This window comes from Paenibacillus sp. WG02 (assembly GCF_055396115.1).
Genome location: NZ_AP036016.1, coordinates 1355940 through 1373110, shown reverse-complemented (window position 1 = coordinate 1373110; position 17171 = coordinate 1355940). Strand labels below are relative to the sequence as shown.

Genomic DNA, 17171 nt, shown 5'->3' with positions numbered 1-17171 from the left:
GTTCCTCCCTGCCAGGAATCTATAATGAAAGCAATGACAATCAAAATAAGCTTTAGCGAATGATTACAAATGCAGATGAGTACAGATGCAAATGATTACAAATCCAGTTTTGCAAAAGCAAAACTCTTAGGAGGAACATCAACATGAAAAACATTCAAACCGTTACGATTCCATCGCAGAACCTACCTGTTAGCTACACCCCGGACGTTGTTGTCGTTGGAGGCGGCGCATCAGGCATTGCAGCAGCTATTGCTGCAGCCCGTAATGGCGCCAACACGTTATTAATAGAGCAAAGAGGCTACCTGGGCGGGATGGGGACAGCTGCTCTAGTTCCTGCCTTCTGCCCTTATACCGATGGAGAGAAGCCGGTCATTCGCGGCATCGGGCTTGATCTGCTCGAGAAGATGAAACACGCTGCCGGTGATGACTTTATGCGACGTTACAAGGAACAGTTGGACTGGGTTCCCATCGATGTGGAAACGCTTAAGCGCGTATATGACGCAGAAGTACAGTCAAGCGGAGCGAAGGTACTGTTCCACACGGTAGCGGATCAGGTACTGCTGGATGGCGATCGGATATCTGGGCTAGTCATAAGCAATAAATCCGGACGGTCTGTCATCCAAGCCAAACTGTACATCGATGCTTCGGGCGATGCGGATCTCGCTGCGCTGGCAGGTGTTCCTTTTCAAGTTGGAGGAGAGCAAGGGGAGCTTCAACCTGGTACCATGTGCTATGTGGTTACTGGTGCAGACAAGGCACGCTATGAGCAGTTCCTTCAGGAGACAGGAGCGCATAGTCAACTGGAGAACATCGTCATTGAAGCGCAGCGAAACGGCGACCTCCCGGAGGGACGCAAGCGGATATCAGGCATGGCCTGGATTTCCGATTCAATCGTCGGCTTTAATTTTGGTCATATCTTCGACATTGACGGCACGAAAGCGGAGGATTTGACACGTGCCGCGATCGAGGGCCGGAAGCTAATCGACACGCAGATCCGGTTTTTACGCAAGTATGTGCCGGGTTTTGAGCATATCTTCCTCGTTCATTCCGGCGACCAGATTGGCATCCGTGAAACTCGCCGAATCCAGGGAGACTATACCCTCGTTGTCGAGGACTTCATGTCGATGCGGACATTCGAGGACGATATCGCACGCAATTCTTACTTTATCGATATCCATTTGGCAAATGCCAACAGCACGATGACGATCAAGCATCTGCCAAAAGGCAAATCCCATGGCGTACCTTATCGCTGCATGCTTCCACAAGGCAAATCGAATCTAATCGTAGCCGGACGTTCCGTCTCGTCTGATCGTCCTGTCCAAGGCTCGCTTCGCGTCATGCCAAACTGCTTTGCCATGGGAGAAGCAGCAGGTGTCGCGGCAGCTATAGCAAGCTTCGCCGGCCTAGGTTTCCGCGAGGTTCCGATCTTAGAACTGCAGAACAAGCTGATCGCGCAGGGTGCATGGCTCGGTGAACGGCCGGGTAAAGCTGATGCGGATCAACCCGTTGCCATAGGTGCCGTTACATTTGATGAAGAATGTTAAGGTAAGGAGTGTTCATTGAATGCAAAGTAAGTGGGTAGGAAAAACCTGGGGAACACTCGGTGACAGCATTACAGAAGCAGGAGGTTATCAGCCTCTCATTCAATCTGCTCTTGGCTTTTCGAGCGTCATCAATTATGGGAAAAGCGGATGTTCGATGACTGCCGGAGGCGACCGTGATTACGGAGCCACGACGCATGTGGGCAAAACGATAGATGCTTCCTTGGACTGCGTCACTATCTTCGCGGGAGTGAATGATTTTCGCTTGGATAAACCGATTGGCGACATCGGTTCGAACGATATTTATACGTTTTATGGAGCCTACACGACCCTTATCGAAGATATTTTGACGAAAAATCCGCGCTGCCGCCTTAGTTTGTGGACACCGCTGCAGCGGGATAAAGATGGCTATGACATCTTCTACATCAACGCAGCCGGGCACCGTTTATCCGATTATGTCGAAGCTATTCAGCATATTGGTCGTCAGTACGCGCTTCCTGTCCTTAATCTCTATGAACAAAGCGGGCTTAATAAGCTGACGCTGCCCCACTTTACTTCAGATGGCTTGCATCCGAATGAGACTGGTCATCGACGCATTGCGGATATGGCGATATCCTTTTTATTAAGTTTGTGATTAAAGTCGTTCCTAGGTTTGTCTATCCATTCATTGTGCCGCCTCAAAAAGCTGCTGAACGACTCCAAATTTCGATTTCAGAGTCGTTCAGCAGCTTAGATGGGCTACCGTGATTGCCAATGTTGTAGTTTCTACAACAATTCACACGCCCAAAGGCTATTTTGTTTGCTGAAGTTGTAGTTTGTACAACAATTCCAACCCATTTGTCGCGAAATGGCCTTTAGGGGACTGAATTGTTCTACATAATGCAACATCAAAGCGATAAAAGCCGGATCTAGGCAAAATTGTTGTACATTCTACAACATCATTTCGACCGAGAAGGTGGATTCATCCGTTTATTTTCCCACGTGCTATCCTTAAGCGGCCATCCCAAAGCCTATGGGAATGCTCCTTCCTCTTTATATTTAGACATCTTATCTCGCAGCGTACGTTCGCCAATATCCAGCATTTCGGCTGTTTTGCGGCGGTTTCCGCCAAGCTCCCGAAGCGTGGCCAAAATGAGCTTTCTCTCCGCTTCGAGGGCCGTATCGCCCACATAAACAGGAACGAGCCGACCGTCTGCCGTTTGCCCGCGCTGGGGCTGAAGGTCCATCGGCATATCTCGGATCGTCAAATGTTCGCCATCGGCGAGTGCGATAGAACGCTCGATAATGTTTTGAAGCTCCCGCACGTTGCCGGGAAAAGGATAGTCGTTCAGCAGGTTGAGCGCTTCCTGCGAAATGCCCTTTATTTGCTTGGACATTTTTCCGCTGATTTTATCCATAAAATGACGGATAAGCAGCGGGATATCTTGCTTGCGCTCGCGGAGCGGCGGAACCTGGATCGGAATAACGTTCAACCGGTAATACAAATCTTCCCTGAACTTGCCCTGCTGCACTTCTTTCTTCAAATCCCGGTTCGTTGCGGCAATAATCCGAACATCGATCCGTTTCTCCTTATGCCCACCGATTGGCGTCACTGTCTTCTCCTGCAGTACCCGCAGCAGCTTGCTTTGCAATCCGATATCGAGCTCACCGATTTCGTCGAGAAACAAGGTGCCCCCGTCTGCTGTTTCGAAAATACCCGCTTTGCGTACATTCGCGCCTGTAAACGCGCCTTTTTCATAGCCGAACAGCTCAGACTCCATCAAATTAGCGGGAATGGCGGCGCAATTTATCGTGGAAAACACCTGCTCCCGCCGCTCTCCTGCAAAATGAACGGCACGAGCAACCAGTTCTTTTCCTGTCCCGCTTTCCCCCAGGATTAGTACACCGGAATCGATGTTTTTCACTTTATCGATCAGTGCAAAAACGTGTTTCATCCGATCGCTTTCACCAATCAGACCGTGCACGTCGTAGGCTTTGCGGATTTCTCCGTCCAGCCACTCCACCCTTGATTGTAGGTGATACTGCTCCTGCGCTCTGCCGCTCAGCACCTTGAGCTCCTCCATATCGATCGGCTTCTGCACGTAATAGAAAGCTCCGAGCTTCATCGCCTCAACGGCGGAAGCGATGCTGCCGTACGCCGTCATCATGATGACGACCGTCTTAGGCGACTGCTGCTTGATCGTCCGCAGCACCTCGATGCCGTCCCTCATGCCGATCCGCAAATCCAGCAGCACAATCGCAAACGAAAGATGCGCAAATAAAGCGACCGCCTCGTCAGGATCGACGGATGTATACACTTGATATTCGTCTTCCAAAATAAACGACAACGATTTGCAGATCGAGATTTCGTCATCAATGATAAGCAAATTCGGTTTATGCATGCTCGTTCTCCTCCTGCTCACCTGGTAATTTCAGCGTCACCTTGGTTCCGGTTCCCTTCTTGCTCACCACTTCGATCCCCCCATTGTTCTCGGTCATCAGCCGGTAGCAAATCGACAGCCCAAGCCCGACCCCTCCGGTTTTTCGCGTAAAAAAAGGTTCGTAAATGTTCGCCAAATCCTGGGGATCGATGCCCTGGCCGGTATCTTCAATCGTCATCAAGACATGGGGACCATCGCTGTAAGCCTTTATCTGCAGCTGTCCGCCGTCCTCCATGGCATCGATTGCATTTTTGAACAAATTGATCAGCACCTGCTTGATCTGCTGGGCATCCGCCCAAGCAACGCAAGACTCCGGAACTTCAAGCCGGACGACGATCCGTTGTTTCTCAAACAACTGCTGGAACAGCAGCACAACGGCTTGAATGGTTTCACCGATGTGGAAAGTCGCTTTCTCAGGCGGTTTGTCACGGGAGAAGTCCAGCAGTTCGCCGACGATCCGGTTCAACCGCATCACTTCCCCAGTCACATGCTGCGCAAAAAACTCGCGGTATTCCTTGTTTTCGTATTTGGTTGGCAGGAGTTGTGCATAGGATAAAATGGACGTAATCGGATTGCGGATTTCGTGGGCAATCCCTGCGACTAATTGGCCTAACGATTGCATCCTATCTTTACGTGCAAGCTCGTCCAGCGTTTTTTTGTACGTGTCGACGCGCTTCTTCAATTCTTTCTTCAGCGTAAAATTCCACCATAAAATGATGAGCAGCACGCAGGTTATGGCGATAAGGCCGATAATAAAATAAGTAAGCAGGCCGCGTATATTGCGAGGTGACGGATAAATATATTCGCCGAACCATTTACGTTCGATTTTCGGGTAAGTTCCGTTTGTTTTGATTTTCCGCAGCCCAACGTTGATCGGTTCAAGCAGCTGTTCGTTCCGCTTCAGGACAACCATGCCATAGTCGGTAGGCGAGATCGGATCGCCGACGAGCTTCACCTTGTCCTGCTGGCCATTCGATTGCAGCAAATACTGACCGGTAATTTGATTGCCGATAAAAGCGTCCACTTTGTGATCCAGCAGCATCTGGATTGCCTTGTCCTGATTTTCCTCCGCGAGTACAACAGCATTTTGAAGCCGTTGCAGCGCTTCGCCGCTAATATCGCCTTCCTGAACGGCTATTTTCCGATGCTGCAAGTCGCCCAGAGAGAACACGGAATAATTGTCCTTCAACACGAAAATCGCCTGCGTACTTGTGAAATAGGGTTCGGAGTAGGCGTATACAGACGCACGCTCCTTACTGTATTTCATCCCTTGAATGGCATCTACCCGCCCCGCTTCCAACGCCTTTAGCGCATCGCTCCATGGCATCGGATAAAACTCGAATTTGATCCCGGTTTCGATGGAAAGCGCGTTCATCATATCGACGTTAAAACCTTGAAACGTACCATTGGCCTCAAATTCGAAGGGTGGAAACCTGTTATCGCCGGCAACGCGAATCACTTGACGAATCTCGGATGGTGTACCTTCAGCTGCAGCAGAGAGTAACGGGAAACAGAAAGTTGCCACAAACATGACAAAAGCCATACAAAGAAGCGGAATGCTAGTCACAAGACCATCTCTGCGCATTATCCTTTCATCCCCTCTCTATCATGGATAGTCAGTATTATATCTTAATTCGGGAAATTTCACGATTCACCCCACTACAGCCCGGTCCCTTAGTACAAAGGATAGCTCGTCCTGCTCTTGGGACAGACTAAAATATTATTGGTTAATGTGTTGACTTAAACCTTGGTTTAAGTCGTATGATAGTCTTGTCGACAATGAAAGATAAAATTTGGAGGCCTCCAGATGAAGTATTGTTCAATTAGCGAAGCTTCGGACAAATTCAATATTCCAGAATCCACGTTACGTTTTTATGAAAAAAAAGGACTACTACCACTAATCGAGCGTGATAAAGCGGGTAGACGGTTATTTTCAGAAGATCAAATGGCGCTCCTTGAAACCGTTATTTGTTTAAAAAACACGCACATGCCAATAAGTGATATCAAGCAATATATGGACTGGATAGTAGAAGGAGACAACACCACCCAACTCCGACTTGAAATGATGAAGAATCACAAGCAAGCTGTGCTAGCTGAGATTTCGTTGATGACAGAATCCATAAAAGGAATTGACGTAAAAATTACACGTTATACTAAACGTACTCAGGAAAGAAAAGAGTGAAGAAAATAATGGAGAAGAGGAACTATAATGAAACTTTCAGGAAATACAATACTTATCACAGGCGGAAGTACTGGAATAGGATTAGCATTTGCTGAGCGTTTTATAAAAGCTGGAAATAAAGTCATTATTTGTGGACGACGTGAACTTGTACTTCAAAAAGCGAAAGATAAATTCCCTAGCCTTATTACTCGTGTAAGTAATTTGGATATTGAATCCGAGCGTGTAGCATTGTTTGACTGGGTAACAGCGAACTATCCAGAAGTGAATGTGTTAGTTAACAATGCCGGGATCCAGCAACGCTTTAATGTGTTAAAAGCGGATCCGAAGAACAATTGGAGTTATTTCAATAAAGAAATCACAACCAACATTGAAGCACCTTTCCATCTCTCTATGCTGTTCGCTCCATTTTTTGCAACAAAAGAAGAGGCAACTATCATTAACGTGACATCGGGGCTAGCTTTTACACCGTTTGCGATTGCTCCGATTTATTCAGCAACAAAAGCGGCGCTCCATTCATTTACGATAAGTCTAAGACATCAACTTTCTGATACGTCTGTAGAAGTAATTGAAGTTGCTCCTCCGGCAGTGAATACAGATTTAGGTGGGGCAGGGTTGCATATACATGCGGAACCATTAGATGCCTTCGCAGATGGAATTTTCAAAGGATTAGAAGAAGGTAAAAAGGAAATTGGATATGGTACTTCTGTGAATCGCTTACGCATGTCACGAGATGAAGTCGACGAACATGTAGCAAATATGTACAAGTCAATGAAAAACACAATTGAGTAACTATACCTGCGAAAAAAGTGCTACCCATGTGTAGGTGCTTTTCCGAAATTATAAACCAAAATGACAGTTGTTTTGACTTCGTTATTGGCATATTAAAAAGCAAAACTCGCCGCAGTATTGGCGAGTTTTGCTTTTGTCAAACTATAATATTATGCCCCATTTGGCTCCTTGACTTGTGCATTAAAGCCCCGACTTCTTGCGCACCGGGTATAGCATTGTAAAGTCGAATGTTTCAATTTCCGTATAGGGGATTGTGAGAGCGTTCAACGGTTCAAGCGGAACCGTCTCCATCCCGAATACTCCCTCACGACGATCGAACTCATAATCGGGCGACTGCTCTAGCCACGCAAATATCGCATCATATACGTGCCACATGTGCACCTCATTCCCGTATACGCGGGCGCTCGCACAGAGCCCTCCGCCTACCTCCAGAGTCTCAATGCCATCCGGTACAACTCCGAACTCGCGAACCGCCAGTCCGACCCAGAGCGTATCGACTTGCTTGCTCCATTGCTCCTGTGGAATGAACACATACGCAGAGGGCCCATCAGTGAGTCTCTCATCCTTAAGAGGGACCTGCGCTGTAAGCGTGTTCCACGCCACCCGCGTCCCATTTTTGTCAGGTGTCATCCCCGTCCGTACTGCCAATGCCTTGAAAGGTGCCACTTCAACTAACTCAACAGCTATCGTCTTTTGCAAAAAAATCTCTCCTCCTCCACGATTATCCATGATGAAGACATCCTGCTAAATACATTCGCTATTTTCCAGAAAAAACCTTTTATCACGGATTGCACACTCTGAATAAATACTAATGTAGTTATCATATTTCTCATGAGCGGTACTTTTGTTATACTTGGAACAAACCAACTAGGAATGGGTGTCGAGGATTTGAAAAATGAAGATATGCTTGCTGTGCTGAAGGCTCTGTCAAATGAGACACGCCTTAACATCCTTTGCTGGCTGCGGGAGCCGGAAAAGATGAACGAGAATCTGCCGAACATTATCAAAGAAGAGTTCCCTGGGGGTGTCTGCGTGGGAAGCATTCAGGAAAAATCCGGTCTGACGCAGTCGGTCATCTCCTCGTACCTGTCCTCCATGCAGAAAACCGGACTGCTGGAGTCCCGACGCTATGGTCAATGGACTTATTACAGGCGCAATGAAGAGGCGATTGCCGCTTTTTTGGAAGACTTTGCGGCCGGGCTGCAGGTCAAGAAGAAGTAGCCCCAAAAGTTTTCTCTGAAGTGCTTGCACTTTCATCTATTCATCTATATATTTGTATTTGTAGATGAATAAACAAAAATCAAACCTTTTCTATACAGGAGGAGAGAATAAGATGACCATATCCAAAACAGTAGAGGCTCTGTTCAAGCCTTTTGAAAACGGCCGACTGAAGCTTGAAAATCGTATTGTCATGGCCCCGATGACCCGCTGCTTTTCGCCGACAGGCGTTCCAGGTCCCGACGTGGCCGGATATTACCGCCGGAGGGCGGAAAACGCCGTCGGTCTCATCATCACTGAAGGAACAGTCATTAACCATCCGGCTGCGGCTGCTGACCACGGCGTGCCGCATTTTTACGGGGAGGACGCTCTTGAAGGATGGTCACGCGTCGTGCGCGAAGTGCATGAAGCCGGCGGCAAAATCGCTTCGCAGATCTGGCATACCGGCACTGCCCGCGACAGGAAGAAATTCCCGGATTCGAATGTCGACCCGATCGGGCCTTCTGGCCTGAGCCTGACCGGCGAGACGGTATCAGAGCCGCTAACGGTCGAAGAAATTTCCGGTCTCGTGCAGGCTTACGCCCAGGCCGCAGCCGACGCTAAGCGTATCGGCTTTGATGCGGTGGAGATCCACGGCGCGCATGGCTACCTCATTGACCAGTTTTTCTGGGACGTCACCAACAAGCGCACGGATGATTATGGCGGCGACCTGGTTGGCCGCACCAGATTCGCGGTGGAGGTCATCGAGGCGGTGCGAGCCGCAGTCGGTCCCGACTTCCCGATTATCTTCCGCTTCTCCCAATGGAAACCGGTTAATTACGGCGCCAAGCTGGCAGCGAGTCCAGAGGAGCTGGAGCGCTTCCTCGCACCGCTGTCTGCGGCAGGCGTCGATATCTTCCATGCCTCCACGCGGCGCTTCTGGGAGCCTGAGTTCGAGGGCTCAGACTTAAACTTGGCGGGTTGGACGCGCAAGCTGACCGGGAAGCCGACTATTACCGTCGGCTCCGTCGGCCTGGACTCCGTTTTCACCAGCCTGTTCGAGGAAGGCAAGGGCGGGCAGGCTGCCGGCATCGACAACATTATCGAGCGTCTGGAGCGCGGAGAGTTCGACCTCGTCGCTGTTGGTCGCGCGTTGCTGACTGACCCGGCCTGGGCGGCCAAGATCCGCGACGACCGCACCGATGAGCTGCTGCCGTTCACGCGGGAGGCACTTTCCACGCTGAGCTGATTCAGCGCTGAGTACTGGGTAGCAGCCGACTCAACCCAAAGCTTTTTTCATAACCAATCCAAAAATACCTTTATAAATTTAAACAGGCGGCTCTATCTGTGATATGCAGGTAGAGCCTCTTGTTTTGTCCACCTTGTCTGTCTCAAACCAAATCAGATACTTAAGTTTCATATCCCAACAATGAAGGTTTAGCTTCATACGGGTATTCAAAACTCCAAAATTCGATTTTAGAATCATTCAGCTTTCGTGAGGCAAATGGGCTATAGTAGTTATCAATGTTGTATTTTCTACAACAATGTACACGCCTAAAGGCTATTTTGCAGCTTGAAGTTGCAGTTTGTACAACATTTTGAGTCCATTTGTTGAGAAATGTCCTATATTGGAGCAAATTGTTGTACTTTATGCAACAACGAAGGGAGAGAGGCGAGATTTAGGCAGCAATTGTTGCACTTTTTGCAACATCATTCAACCGCGAATATGGATTTCATAACCTACTTAGGAGATAACTTGAGCTTCGAAGTCCTCCCAGGAAGCACCTACTCTTTCAATATCAATAGCATTCAGCTTATTGGCATTCTCAGTAGTTCGGGAACGGGAACAACTGCAGGAACTTTAGCTCTTTTTCCTTTTTTCGGATTCCCCCTTTTCAAATCTGGTAGATCAAAAGGCGGCGAAATCCACCGCAGCGGCAAAAACTGCCGCTTTTGTCTCTCCTAGCGAAACCTCTCGCTATCTCCCATTTTTTTGTGAAACCCCTTACAAATACACCTATTTTTCTCTCTATCAAATGATTGGCATGATATTTGCTAATTAAGAGATATGCAGCAACTATCAAATCACAATGGGGGAAAAAACAATGGCTCACCAAATGAAAAAAGTAAATCTTCTCGCGATTCTATGCGGACTAACGATTCTTGTAACCGCTTGCGGTGGCGGGAAAGCGAATCCGGCACCGAGCGAACAGGCCAAAACAGCGAATGCAGCAGCGAAAGTCAGCACGGACGAAGTGCTGCAAAAAATCGCTAAGAACAAAACACTGACAGTCGGAACGGATGCGACTTTCAAGCCGTTTGAATACAAATCGGGCGACAAATATGATGGTTTTGACATCGAGCTCATTCAAGCGGTTGCCAAAGAAATGGGTGCGGATAAAGTGGAATTCGTCGATACGGAATTCAAAGGGCTGATTCCAGGCTTGCAGGCCAAGAAATTCGACTTAATCGTTTCCGCCATGTACATTACCGACGAACGCAAACAGACCATCGATTTCTCCGAAACGTACTACCCGGGCGGTCTGACGATTATGCTCAAAAAGGAAAATGACAAGATCAAAGGCATCGAAGATTTGAAAAATAAGAAAGTAGCTGTGCAAATCGGGACTAAATCCGTCAAATTTTTAGAAGAGAACCACAAGGACATTCCATTGGTGAAGGTCGAGAAGAACACCGAAATGTTTCTAGAACTTGAGACCGGCAAAGTCGACGCTGTTGTAACCGGTGGACCTGCTGCCAAGACGTATGCGAAAGAAAAAGGCACTGTGAAGGTGCTGCCTAAAGAACTGACGCAAGAATTTTACGGGTACGGTATCCGCAAAGATAGTCCAGAATTTCAGAAAGCCGTTAACGAAGCGCTCGCGAAAATTAAAGCGAACGGCAAATACAACGAAATCGTCAAAAAATGGTTTGAATAAATAGGAAATGAGGGTTGACCATGCAGCATCTTGATTTTAGCATCCTGGCGGAATGGCAAAACATTCGTCTCCTTTTGCAGTCGTTATGGTATACAGTTGCTTACACGCTAGCAGGATTTACGCTTAGCATCTTGGTCGGAACGATCATTTCGTTTGGGCAGATGGCCAAAAACAGACCGATAAGGTTCTTGTCCCTCGCCTATCTTTCCTGGTTCCGGGGAACGCCGCTGCTTGTCCAGCTTTTCCTCTTATACTACGGCTTGCCAATCCTGTTCGGTATCGATACGGTCCCTTGGGTGTCCGGCATCATCGCCCTTGCGATGTACGGCGGCGCCTACTCGTCGCAAATCATTCGCAGCACCATCCAATCGATCGACCGGGGACAGATGGAGGCCGGACGATCGATCGGCTTCTCCTACGCGCAAACGATGCGGAAGATCATCATTCCGCAAGCGGTTATCCGGATGCTGGCACCGATGACCAACGAGCTGATTTCGCTGACCAAAAACTCTTCGCTGCTGTCCACGATCACGGTGGTGGAGCTGTTTCGGCAGGCGAACATCCTGATCGCCGATACGTACAAGACGCTGGAATTTTTGATTGCTGTCGCCATTCTTTATTACGTGGTCAACAACATTATCGGACTCATCGGGATGAAACTGGAGAAACGTCTGAGCACAGGAGATGACATGCGATGATACGAATTAACGGCTTACACAAAATGTTCGGCAGCAACCGCGTGCTGCGGGGTGTGGATCTTCAGGTGAATCGCGGGGAAGTCGTGGTCATCCTCGGACCGTCCGGTTCAGGAAAAAGCACGCTCTTGCGCTGCATCAATTATTTGGAGACATTCGAAGAAGGGAACGTGTTCATCGAAGGAAAAGCAATCGGCCGTATTTCAGACTGGCGGACAGTCCCGGGAGATGCCGCAAAGCGAATTGAATGCGATGAGGCAGGAAGTAGGCATGGTTTTTCAATCGTTCAACCTTTACCCGCACATGACGGTGCTGCAGAACATCACACTAGCTCCAATTTCATTGCGCGGCATACCCAAAGAGGAAGCGGAACGGCTCGCGCTCGAACTGCTCCGCAAGGTCGGTTTGGAGGAAAAGGCGAATGCCCGACCATCTAGTCTGTCCGGCGGTCAAAAGCAACGCGTCGCGATTGCCCGCGCCCTTGCTATGAAGCCGAACGTGATGCTGTTCGACGAACCTACCTCCGCTCTCGATCCGGAAACGGTGGGAGAAGTGCTTCAGGTGATGCGCAATCTGGCGCAAGAAGGGATGACGATGATCATCGTGACGCACGAGATGGGATTCGCCCGCGACGTGGCCGATCGGGTTGTCGTCATGGATGGCGGCGTTATCCTCGAAGAAGGAGCCCCTTCGGACATTTTTAAGAACCCGTCGCATCCGCGAACGCAAACATTTTTGAGCCAGGTGCTGCAAAACAAATGATCCGAAGCAAGTAGCGGCTTCGATTCCAAATAGGAGGCATTCATGATGAATCAAATACCTTATATCCAGCGGCCTAGTCTCGTTTATACGCCCGGTCAAGGAGATCCTAACGTGACCCGGCTAAGCGATTGGATCACCGAATGGGACGGCGCCGAACGGTTTCACGCGGCCCTTATCGGGGCACCGCTTTCGAAGAGCTCAATCACTTCTCTGGCGCTCATATGCATCCGACCGTATTCCGCCAGTTGTTCAGCGCGTTTACGACTTATAACTTCGAAGACGATGTGGATTTGCTGCCGCTGCGCGTGCGCGACCTCGGCGACATCATCATGCATACGACTGATATTCCGCAATGCCACCATCATATTGAACAAGCTTTCGACGAAGTGGCTAGACGGTTACCGACTGTCGTTCCGTGTTTGATCGGCGGCGACCATTCGATCACGTATCCAGCGTTAACCGGCCTACAACGCGTTCGCGGAGAACGGATCGGGTTGATCCAATTCGACGCCCATCTCGATGTGAGGGACACCGCTTCCGGGGGCAGATCGAACGGGACTCCCGTTCGCAGCCTTATGGAAACCGGAGTCTTGCGGGGTGAGGATGTCGTGACCATCGGCCTCCGCAGCTTCGCCAACTCCAAGCAGTACCGCACCTACGCCGAACAACAGGGTGTTACCCTCTATACGGCGAAGCAGGTCAGAGAACGCGGTATTCAGACGATTCTAGGAGAAGCGATCGCCAGGCTTAAGATGAACGTCGATGTGGTCTATGCGACGTTCGACATCGATGTACTCGATCAGTCGGATGTGCCTGGAGTACCGGCGATCGGACCGGGAGGCCTTTCTCCGCTCGACTTGTTTTATTGCGCAGAGGTTCTCGGCGCGTGGGACCGCGTCATCGCGATGGACATGGTTTGCGTGGACCCGAACCGAGATACGCGAGACCGGACGACACGGATTAGCATGCACGTGCTATTATACTTTTTAACCGGATTGGCCAAGCGCCTCAAGCTTACAGCGGGCCATGCTTGACGGAAGCAAATGCTTCACTATCGTCTTGCTCACCTTCTGTCGGAAGAAGCAGGCATGCAAAAAGACACCTGTGCGGTGTCTTTTTGTCTATTTACTTATGTGTTTATAAATTCGCATAAGCTAAAAAGCCCAGCAAGGGCACGATCCAGAGCAGCGGGATGCAGTTCCAGATCAGCGCAGCCTTATACCTCCGGCGGGAAAAAAGAATCCATCCTGCAATTAGCGCAGCCAGAAGTCCTAACGGATAAATGACTATATAAGAAAAAATCAGCCAAGTCGTCACATCACTTGCCGCATCAGGATGGTCGAACATCATGACCGACATGCCGGCGACAAACAGCCATACGATTACAAACAAGACATACACGATTTGTGACACGATCAATGTCCAAAGCGTTTTTTTGCGATTCATCTTTTCTACCCCTTTTGTATTGGTATTTATTTCCTTACCTATATTTCGACATCATTTTCAAAACTCCTACAAGTTTTCCAGTAATCAGAACCTGATCAGAACCATACATGATCTGGGTGAATATCATGCTGTTGTAAAAATGAATGGAGGATGGCTATGTACCCGAAATATCCTTATTACAGTTATGAAACAAAGTGCGAAAATAAACCTATTACCTTTCCGCCGCAGCATCAAGACAGACAACCAGGTTTGGAGTACTTAATGGTTCCAGCACCTATATCAGACAATCCAGACTATGTTGGAAGCGGGAAATTACAAGGAAAGGTCGCTATTATTACGGGGGGAGACAGCGGGATCGGGAGAGCCGTGGCTATCGGCTTTGCCAAAGAGGGCGCGGATGTAGTTATTGCTTACCTTTACGAACATGAAGACGCTTTTGCAACCGTGGAAATGGTATCGCGCTACGGCCGACGCTGCCTTCCGATTGCAGGGGACTTAAGAGACGAGGAGTTCTCCAATGAAATCGTGCGAAAAACATTGGAATTCTTCGGGAGAATCGATATTCTAGTGCTGAATCAGGGCGTTCAGTTTCCTCAAGAAAGCATCCTGAATATAAGTACCCAGCAGCTCGAGGATACGTTCCGTACCAATATTTTCCCGCTTTTCTTTATGACCAAAGCCGCGCTCCCGTATTTGCAGCCAGGAAGCTCGATCATCAGCACGGCCTCTGTTACCGCATACGCAGGTGCGCCTTTGCTTGTAGATTACTCATCGACCAAAGGGGCAATCGTATCGTTCACCCGTTCGCTTTCGCTTCAGCTAGTGAAACAAGGAATCCGGGTGAATGCGGTAGCTCCGGGCCCGATTTGGACCCCGTTAATCGTTTCCAGTTACTCCGCAGAATACGTAAAAACATTCGGTACAGAGTCACCGATGAAACGTGCCGGTCAGCCGTTCGAGCTTGCTCCGACCTACATCTACTTGGCATCGGATGATTCCTCTTTTGTTACCGGACAGGTACTGCATGTAAATGGCGGCGTAATGACTGAGACTTGAAAATGGCAGGTGGGCATGCTCGTATGCAGAATGCCTCTTTCGCAAATATAACTTCGCCCATTTCGCCCTTACTTAGGGTAATAGGAAAATCCCGGATATTTGACAACCGGCCATTTCTCTTTGCGAAGCGCATCCAATAATTCGGGTCCAACATGCAAATTGTTTCTAACCAGGTCGCGAGGGGTAAGCGCCATCCATTGATTCAATGATATGTCAACAAATCGGTCACTCTTGAACATTTCCAGAAACCATAACGGTTGATTACCGGTATTTTGAATATAGTGACCCGTAGCAAATGGTACATAGCCGACATCACCCGCTCTATAATCAAATGTTCGGGCTATCCCATTACCATCAAATACCGTCATGCGCCCTTGTCCAGTAAGGTAATACTGCCACTCGTCGTTATTCGGATGCCAATGCAGTTCTCTCATAGCACCTGGTTCAACCTCCACAAGCGCTGCTGCGATAGTTTTTGATATTGGAAAATTAGAAGAGTCAACGATTCGTACGCTTCCGCCTGGTGTTTTAATCGGTGTTTGTGCTAGCAGCTGATGCTTGAAGCTCAGGGGTGTAGTTCCGTATGGGGACTGTACCTTCTCGTTTTCCAGAGGACCAGGAATCTTGTCTTGATAGATATAAACCTGCCCGGAAGGAATGTTGTTAAAGGCACTCATGGGTACGCCGAAATTGGCCGACAGTACATCTTTGGGCGTGTGTGCAAACCAATCGGAGATCGATAAGGTGCTAAGGTCTGAAAAGTTACCGTCATCGAAGACGAGCAAGAATTCGCAGTGCTCCAACCCCTGAATGGAATGCGGTAGTCCTGGAGGAAAGTACCAAAGGTCGCCTGGGCCTACGTCGGCAATGAAATTTCGCCCCTCTGAGTCGATTGAAGTAATCCGTGCTCGACCTAATATCATATAGGACCATTCTGCTTGTTGATGCCAATGCAATTCCCGGACACCACCGGGCGTCAAGCTCATATTTACACCTGCGAGCGTGGTCGCAATGGGCAGTTCCCTGACGGTGATTTCCCGTGACCATCCTCCGTGATTTAACTTCATAGAAGTGTCAGAGAATGAAAATTTCATGTTAGGGAGCAAGCCAGCATCCGTTACAGGCGGAACCAGCATGTCAGGGTTTTCCATATCCCTCATCACGTCCCGGGGCCGGTATCTATCGCTCCTGCGCCGTCATTTCGGATGGGTTGAGGCACATTTCCGTACGTACCTTGATTCCGTCTAGGAATTTCCATTTAATTAGCTCCTTTCTGGATCACGTTCTTTGCATACTCATTCTAAAAGATATATGATAGTGAATCTGTGTAAATGACTTTCGTACCTCTAACAAAACCTTGCATAAATGAAAAAAAATAAGGACCTGCTGCGGCAGGCCCCTATTCTTTGATCAGCATCCGATCATCGATATATTGTCTAACATTACTCGCGCAATGTCGAATGTACTTGCTATCATCAAATAATTTACTCAGCATAACGCCGCCTTCTACCACAGCAATAATATAGCTGCAAACCTCGTCTGTATCTATATCTTTTCTAAATTCTTGATGCTCAATGCCATTGTTAATGATCAAGGTTAGCTTCTCGAAAAAAATTTTCATCGCATGTTGAGCCCGTTCTTTGAGATGAGGGTGTCCATCGTCGCTTTCAATTGCTGTATTTAATATCGGACATCCTCCTTCTAAAGAGTTGGTTTCAATGAGGTCGATATAAACCTTGCATATGGCCAACAGTCTCTCTTTGGAGTTGGATGCATTCTCTAGTGCTTTGGAAAGGCGCTCTAGAATTTGCGAAAAAGAATAATCAAAGGCCGCAAGAGCAATTTCATCTTTGTTTTCAAAATGATTATAAATTCCGCCTTTACGTATACCGCAACGATCTATAATTTCAGATAGAGAAGCCCCCGTATATCCCTTTGTATTAAACAAACCAGCGGACTCCCGAATGATATGTTCTTTCGTTATTTGGCCCTTACGCATGGTACAACCTCCTATCAAAAAAGTACCGTTTGGTCTTAAAATAGCATACTACTTTTTGAAAAACAATCAAAACTACATAAGATTCGTTCAACAAGGTGGAAAAAATTTCTTGCAGAATACCTAACGCTGTGTTAATTTAAAAACA

The 17171-nt window shown here is 48.3% G+C and carries 15 protein-coding genes and 2 pseudogenes; 11 read left to right on the top strand and 6 right to left on the bottom strand.

Translation table 11 applies throughout. The features are described from left to right. Positions 1–143: 143 nt before the first annotated feature. Positions 144–1544 (top strand): FAD-dependent oxidoreductase, encoded by a 1401-nt coding sequence (locus ACBP55_RS06495; RefSeq protein WP_464650590.1) that lies wholly within the window; start codon positions 144–146, stop codon positions 1542–1544. A 19-nt stretch (positions 1545–1563) separates the two neighbouring features. Continuing rightward, a complete protein-coding gene (locus ACBP55_RS06490; protein WP_464650589.1) occupies positions 1564–2175 on the top strand; it encodes an SGNH/GDSL hydrolase family protein in 612 nt (203 codons plus the stop codon). 376 nt (positions 2176–2551) lie between these two features. Here ACBP55_RS06490 and ACBP55_RS06485 read toward each other — a convergent pair whose 3' ends face one another. Together ACBP55_RS06485 and ACBP55_RS06480 are read right to left on the bottom strand one after the other, a co-directional pair. Further along, positions 2552–3922: a sigma-54-dependent transcriptional regulator gene (locus ACBP55_RS06485; RefSeq protein ID WP_464650588.1), complete on the bottom strand. Its 1371-nt coding sequence runs from the start codon at positions 3920–3922 to the stop codon at positions 2552–2554. After that, a complete protein-coding gene (locus ACBP55_RS06480) occupies positions 3915–5546 on the bottom strand; it encodes a transporter substrate-binding domain-containing protein (protein WP_464650587.1) in 1632 nt (543 codons plus the stop codon). Before ACBP55_RS06480 ends, ACBP55_RS06485 begins: the two co-directional genes overlap by 8 nt. 222 nt (positions 5547–5768) lie before the next feature. Between ACBP55_RS06480 and ACBP55_RS06475 the strand changes: the two genes are divergently transcribed. Beyond that, the gene (locus tag ACBP55_RS06475; RefSeq protein ID WP_464650586.1) at positions 5769–6143 is read left to right on the top strand and encodes a MerR family transcriptional regulator; all 375 of its coding nucleotides are present in this window, start codon (positions 5769–5771) and stop codon (positions 6141–6143) included. A 27-nt stretch (positions 6144–6170) separates the two neighbouring features. Further along, positions 6171–6932: an SDR family oxidoreductase gene (locus ACBP55_RS06470; protein ID WP_464650585.1), complete on the top strand. Its 762-nt coding sequence runs from the start codon at positions 6171–6173 to the stop codon at positions 6930–6932. A gap of 180 nt (positions 6933–7112) precedes the next feature. Here ACBP55_RS06470 and ACBP55_RS06465 read toward each other — a convergent pair whose 3' ends face one another. Further along, positions 7113–7661, bottom strand: coding sequence for a GyrI-like domain-containing protein (locus tag ACBP55_RS06465; RefSeq protein ID WP_464650584.1), 549 nt, complete (start codon positions 7659–7661; stop codon positions 7113–7115). A gap of 174 nt (positions 7662–7835) precedes the next feature. Between ACBP55_RS06465 and ACBP55_RS06460 the strand changes: the two genes are divergently transcribed. The 6 genes and pseudogenes from ACBP55_RS06460 (at position 7836) to ACBP55_RS06435 (ending at position 13559) form a co-directional block, all read left to right on the top strand. Beyond that, positions 7836–8153 carry an ArsR/SmtB family transcription factor gene (locus ACBP55_RS06460; RefSeq protein WP_376768213.1) on the top strand — a complete coding sequence of 106 codons (318 nt, stop codon included), beginning with the start codon at positions 7836–7838 and terminating at the stop codon, positions 8151–8153. A gap of 112 nt (positions 8154–8265) precedes the next feature. Further along, the gene (locus ACBP55_RS06455) at positions 8266–9378 is read left to right on the top strand and encodes an NADH:flavin oxidoreductase (protein ID WP_464650583.1); all 1113 of its coding nucleotides are present in this window, start codon (positions 8266–8268) and stop codon (positions 9376–9378) included. 856 nt (positions 9379–10234) lie between these two features. Continuing rightward, entirely contained in the window at positions 10235–11068 is an 834-nt protein-coding gene (locus tag ACBP55_RS06450; RefSeq protein WP_464650582.1) for a transporter substrate-binding domain-containing protein, read from the top strand. Between the two features lie 20 nt (positions 11069–11088). After that, the gene (locus ACBP55_RS06445; RefSeq protein ID WP_029193877.1) at positions 11089–11766 is read left to right on the top strand and encodes an amino acid ABC transporter permease; all 678 of its coding nucleotides are present in this window, start codon (positions 11089–11091) and stop codon (positions 11764–11766) included. Continuing rightward, positions 11763–12525, top strand: a pseudogene (locus ACBP55_RS06440) (amino acid ABC transporter ATP-binding protein). The gene ACBP55_RS06445 and the pseudogene ACBP55_RS06440 overlap by 4 nt, the downstream one beginning before the upstream one ends. A gap of 221 nt (positions 12526–12746) precedes the next feature. Then, positions 12747–13559: an agmatinase family protein gene (locus ACBP55_RS06435; protein ID WP_464650581.1), complete on the top strand. Its 813-nt coding sequence runs from the start codon at positions 12747–12749 to the stop codon at positions 13557–13559. A gap of 103 nt (positions 13560–13662) precedes the next feature. Here ACBP55_RS06435 and ACBP55_RS06430 read toward each other — a convergent pair whose 3' ends face one another. Then, the gene (locus ACBP55_RS06430; protein ID WP_464650580.1) at positions 13663–13971 is read right to left on the bottom strand and encodes a hypothetical protein; all 309 of its coding nucleotides are present in this window, start codon (positions 13969–13971) and stop codon (positions 13663–13665) included. Positions 13972–14127: 156 nt separating this feature from the next. Between ACBP55_RS06430 and ACBP55_RS06425 the strand changes: the two genes are divergently transcribed. Beyond that, positions 14128–15027: an SDR family oxidoreductase gene (locus tag ACBP55_RS06425; RefSeq protein WP_464650579.1), complete on the top strand. Its 900-nt coding sequence runs from the start codon at positions 14128–14130 to the stop codon at positions 15025–15027. 68 nt (positions 15028–15095) lie between these two features. Here the strand turns inward: ACBP55_RS06425 and ACBP55_RS06420 are convergent. Continuing rightward, positions 15096–16285: pseudogene (locus tag ACBP55_RS06420) on the bottom strand (oxalate decarboxylase family bicupin). A 141-nt stretch (positions 16286–16426) separates the two neighbouring features. Continuing rightward, positions 16427–17026 (bottom strand): TetR/AcrR family transcriptional regulator, encoded by a 600-nt coding sequence (locus tag ACBP55_RS06415; RefSeq protein ID WP_464650578.1) that lies wholly within the window; start codon positions 17024–17026, stop codon positions 16427–16429. Between the last annotated feature and the right edge of the window lie 145 nt (positions 17027–17171).

What these genes read in the sequence shown, in the direction of transcription:
- ACBP55_RS06495 (WP_464650590.1), top strand. Translation starts at nt 144, where the DNA reads ATGAAAAACATTCAAACCGTTACGATTCCATCGCAGAACCTACCTGTT.
- ACBP55_RS06490 (WP_464650589.1), top strand. Translation starts at nt 1,564, where the DNA reads ATGCAAAGTAAGTGGGTAGGAAAAACCTGGGGAACACTCGGTGACAGC.
- ACBP55_RS06485 (WP_464650588.1), bottom strand. Translation starts at nt 3,922, where the DNA reads ATGCATAAACCGAATTTGCTTATCATTGATGACGAAATCTCGATCTGC.
- ACBP55_RS06480 (WP_464650587.1), bottom strand. Translation starts at nt 5,546, where the DNA reads ATGCGCAGAGATGGTCTTGTGACTAGCATTCCGCTTCTTTGTATGGCT.
- ACBP55_RS06475 (WP_464650586.1), top strand. Translation starts at nt 5,769, where the DNA reads ATGAAGTATTGTTCAATTAGCGAAGCTTCGGACAAATTCAATATTCCA.
- ACBP55_RS06470 (WP_464650585.1), top strand. Translation starts at nt 6,171, where the DNA reads ATGAAACTTTCAGGAAATACAATACTTATCACAGGCGGAAGTACTGGA.
- ACBP55_RS06465 (WP_464650584.1), bottom strand. Translation starts at nt 7,661, where the DNA reads ATGGATAATCGTGGAGGAGGAGAGATTTTTTTGCAAAAGACGATAGCT.
- ACBP55_RS06460 (WP_376768213.1), top strand. Translation starts at nt 7,836, where the DNA reads ATGCTTGCTGTGCTGAAGGCTCTGTCAAATGAGACACGCCTTAACATC.
- ACBP55_RS06455 (WP_464650583.1), top strand. Translation starts at nt 8,266, where the DNA reads ATGACCATATCCAAAACAGTAGAGGCTCTGTTCAAGCCTTTTGAAAAC.
- ACBP55_RS06450 (WP_464650582.1), top strand. Translation starts at nt 10,235, where the DNA reads ATGGCTCACCAAATGAAAAAAGTAAATCTTCTCGCGATTCTATGCGGA.
- ACBP55_RS06445 (WP_029193877.1), top strand. Translation starts at nt 11,089, where the DNA reads ATGCAGCATCTTGATTTTAGCATCCTGGCGGAATGGCAAAACATTCGT.
- ACBP55_RS06435 (WP_464650581.1), top strand. Translation starts at nt 12,747, where the DNA reads ATGCATCCGACCGTATTCCGCCAGTTGTTCAGCGCGTTTACGACTTAT.
- ACBP55_RS06430 (WP_464650580.1), bottom strand. Translation starts at nt 13,971, where the DNA reads ATGAATCGCAAAAAAACGCTTTGGACATTGATCGTGTCACAAATCGTG.
- ACBP55_RS06425 (WP_464650579.1), top strand. Translation starts at nt 14,128, where the DNA reads ATGTACCCGAAATATCCTTATTACAGTTATGAAACAAAGTGCGAAAAT.
- ACBP55_RS06415 (WP_464650578.1), bottom strand. Translation starts at nt 17,026, where the DNA reads ATGCGTAAGGGCCAAATAACGAAAGAACATATCATTCGGGAGTCCGCT.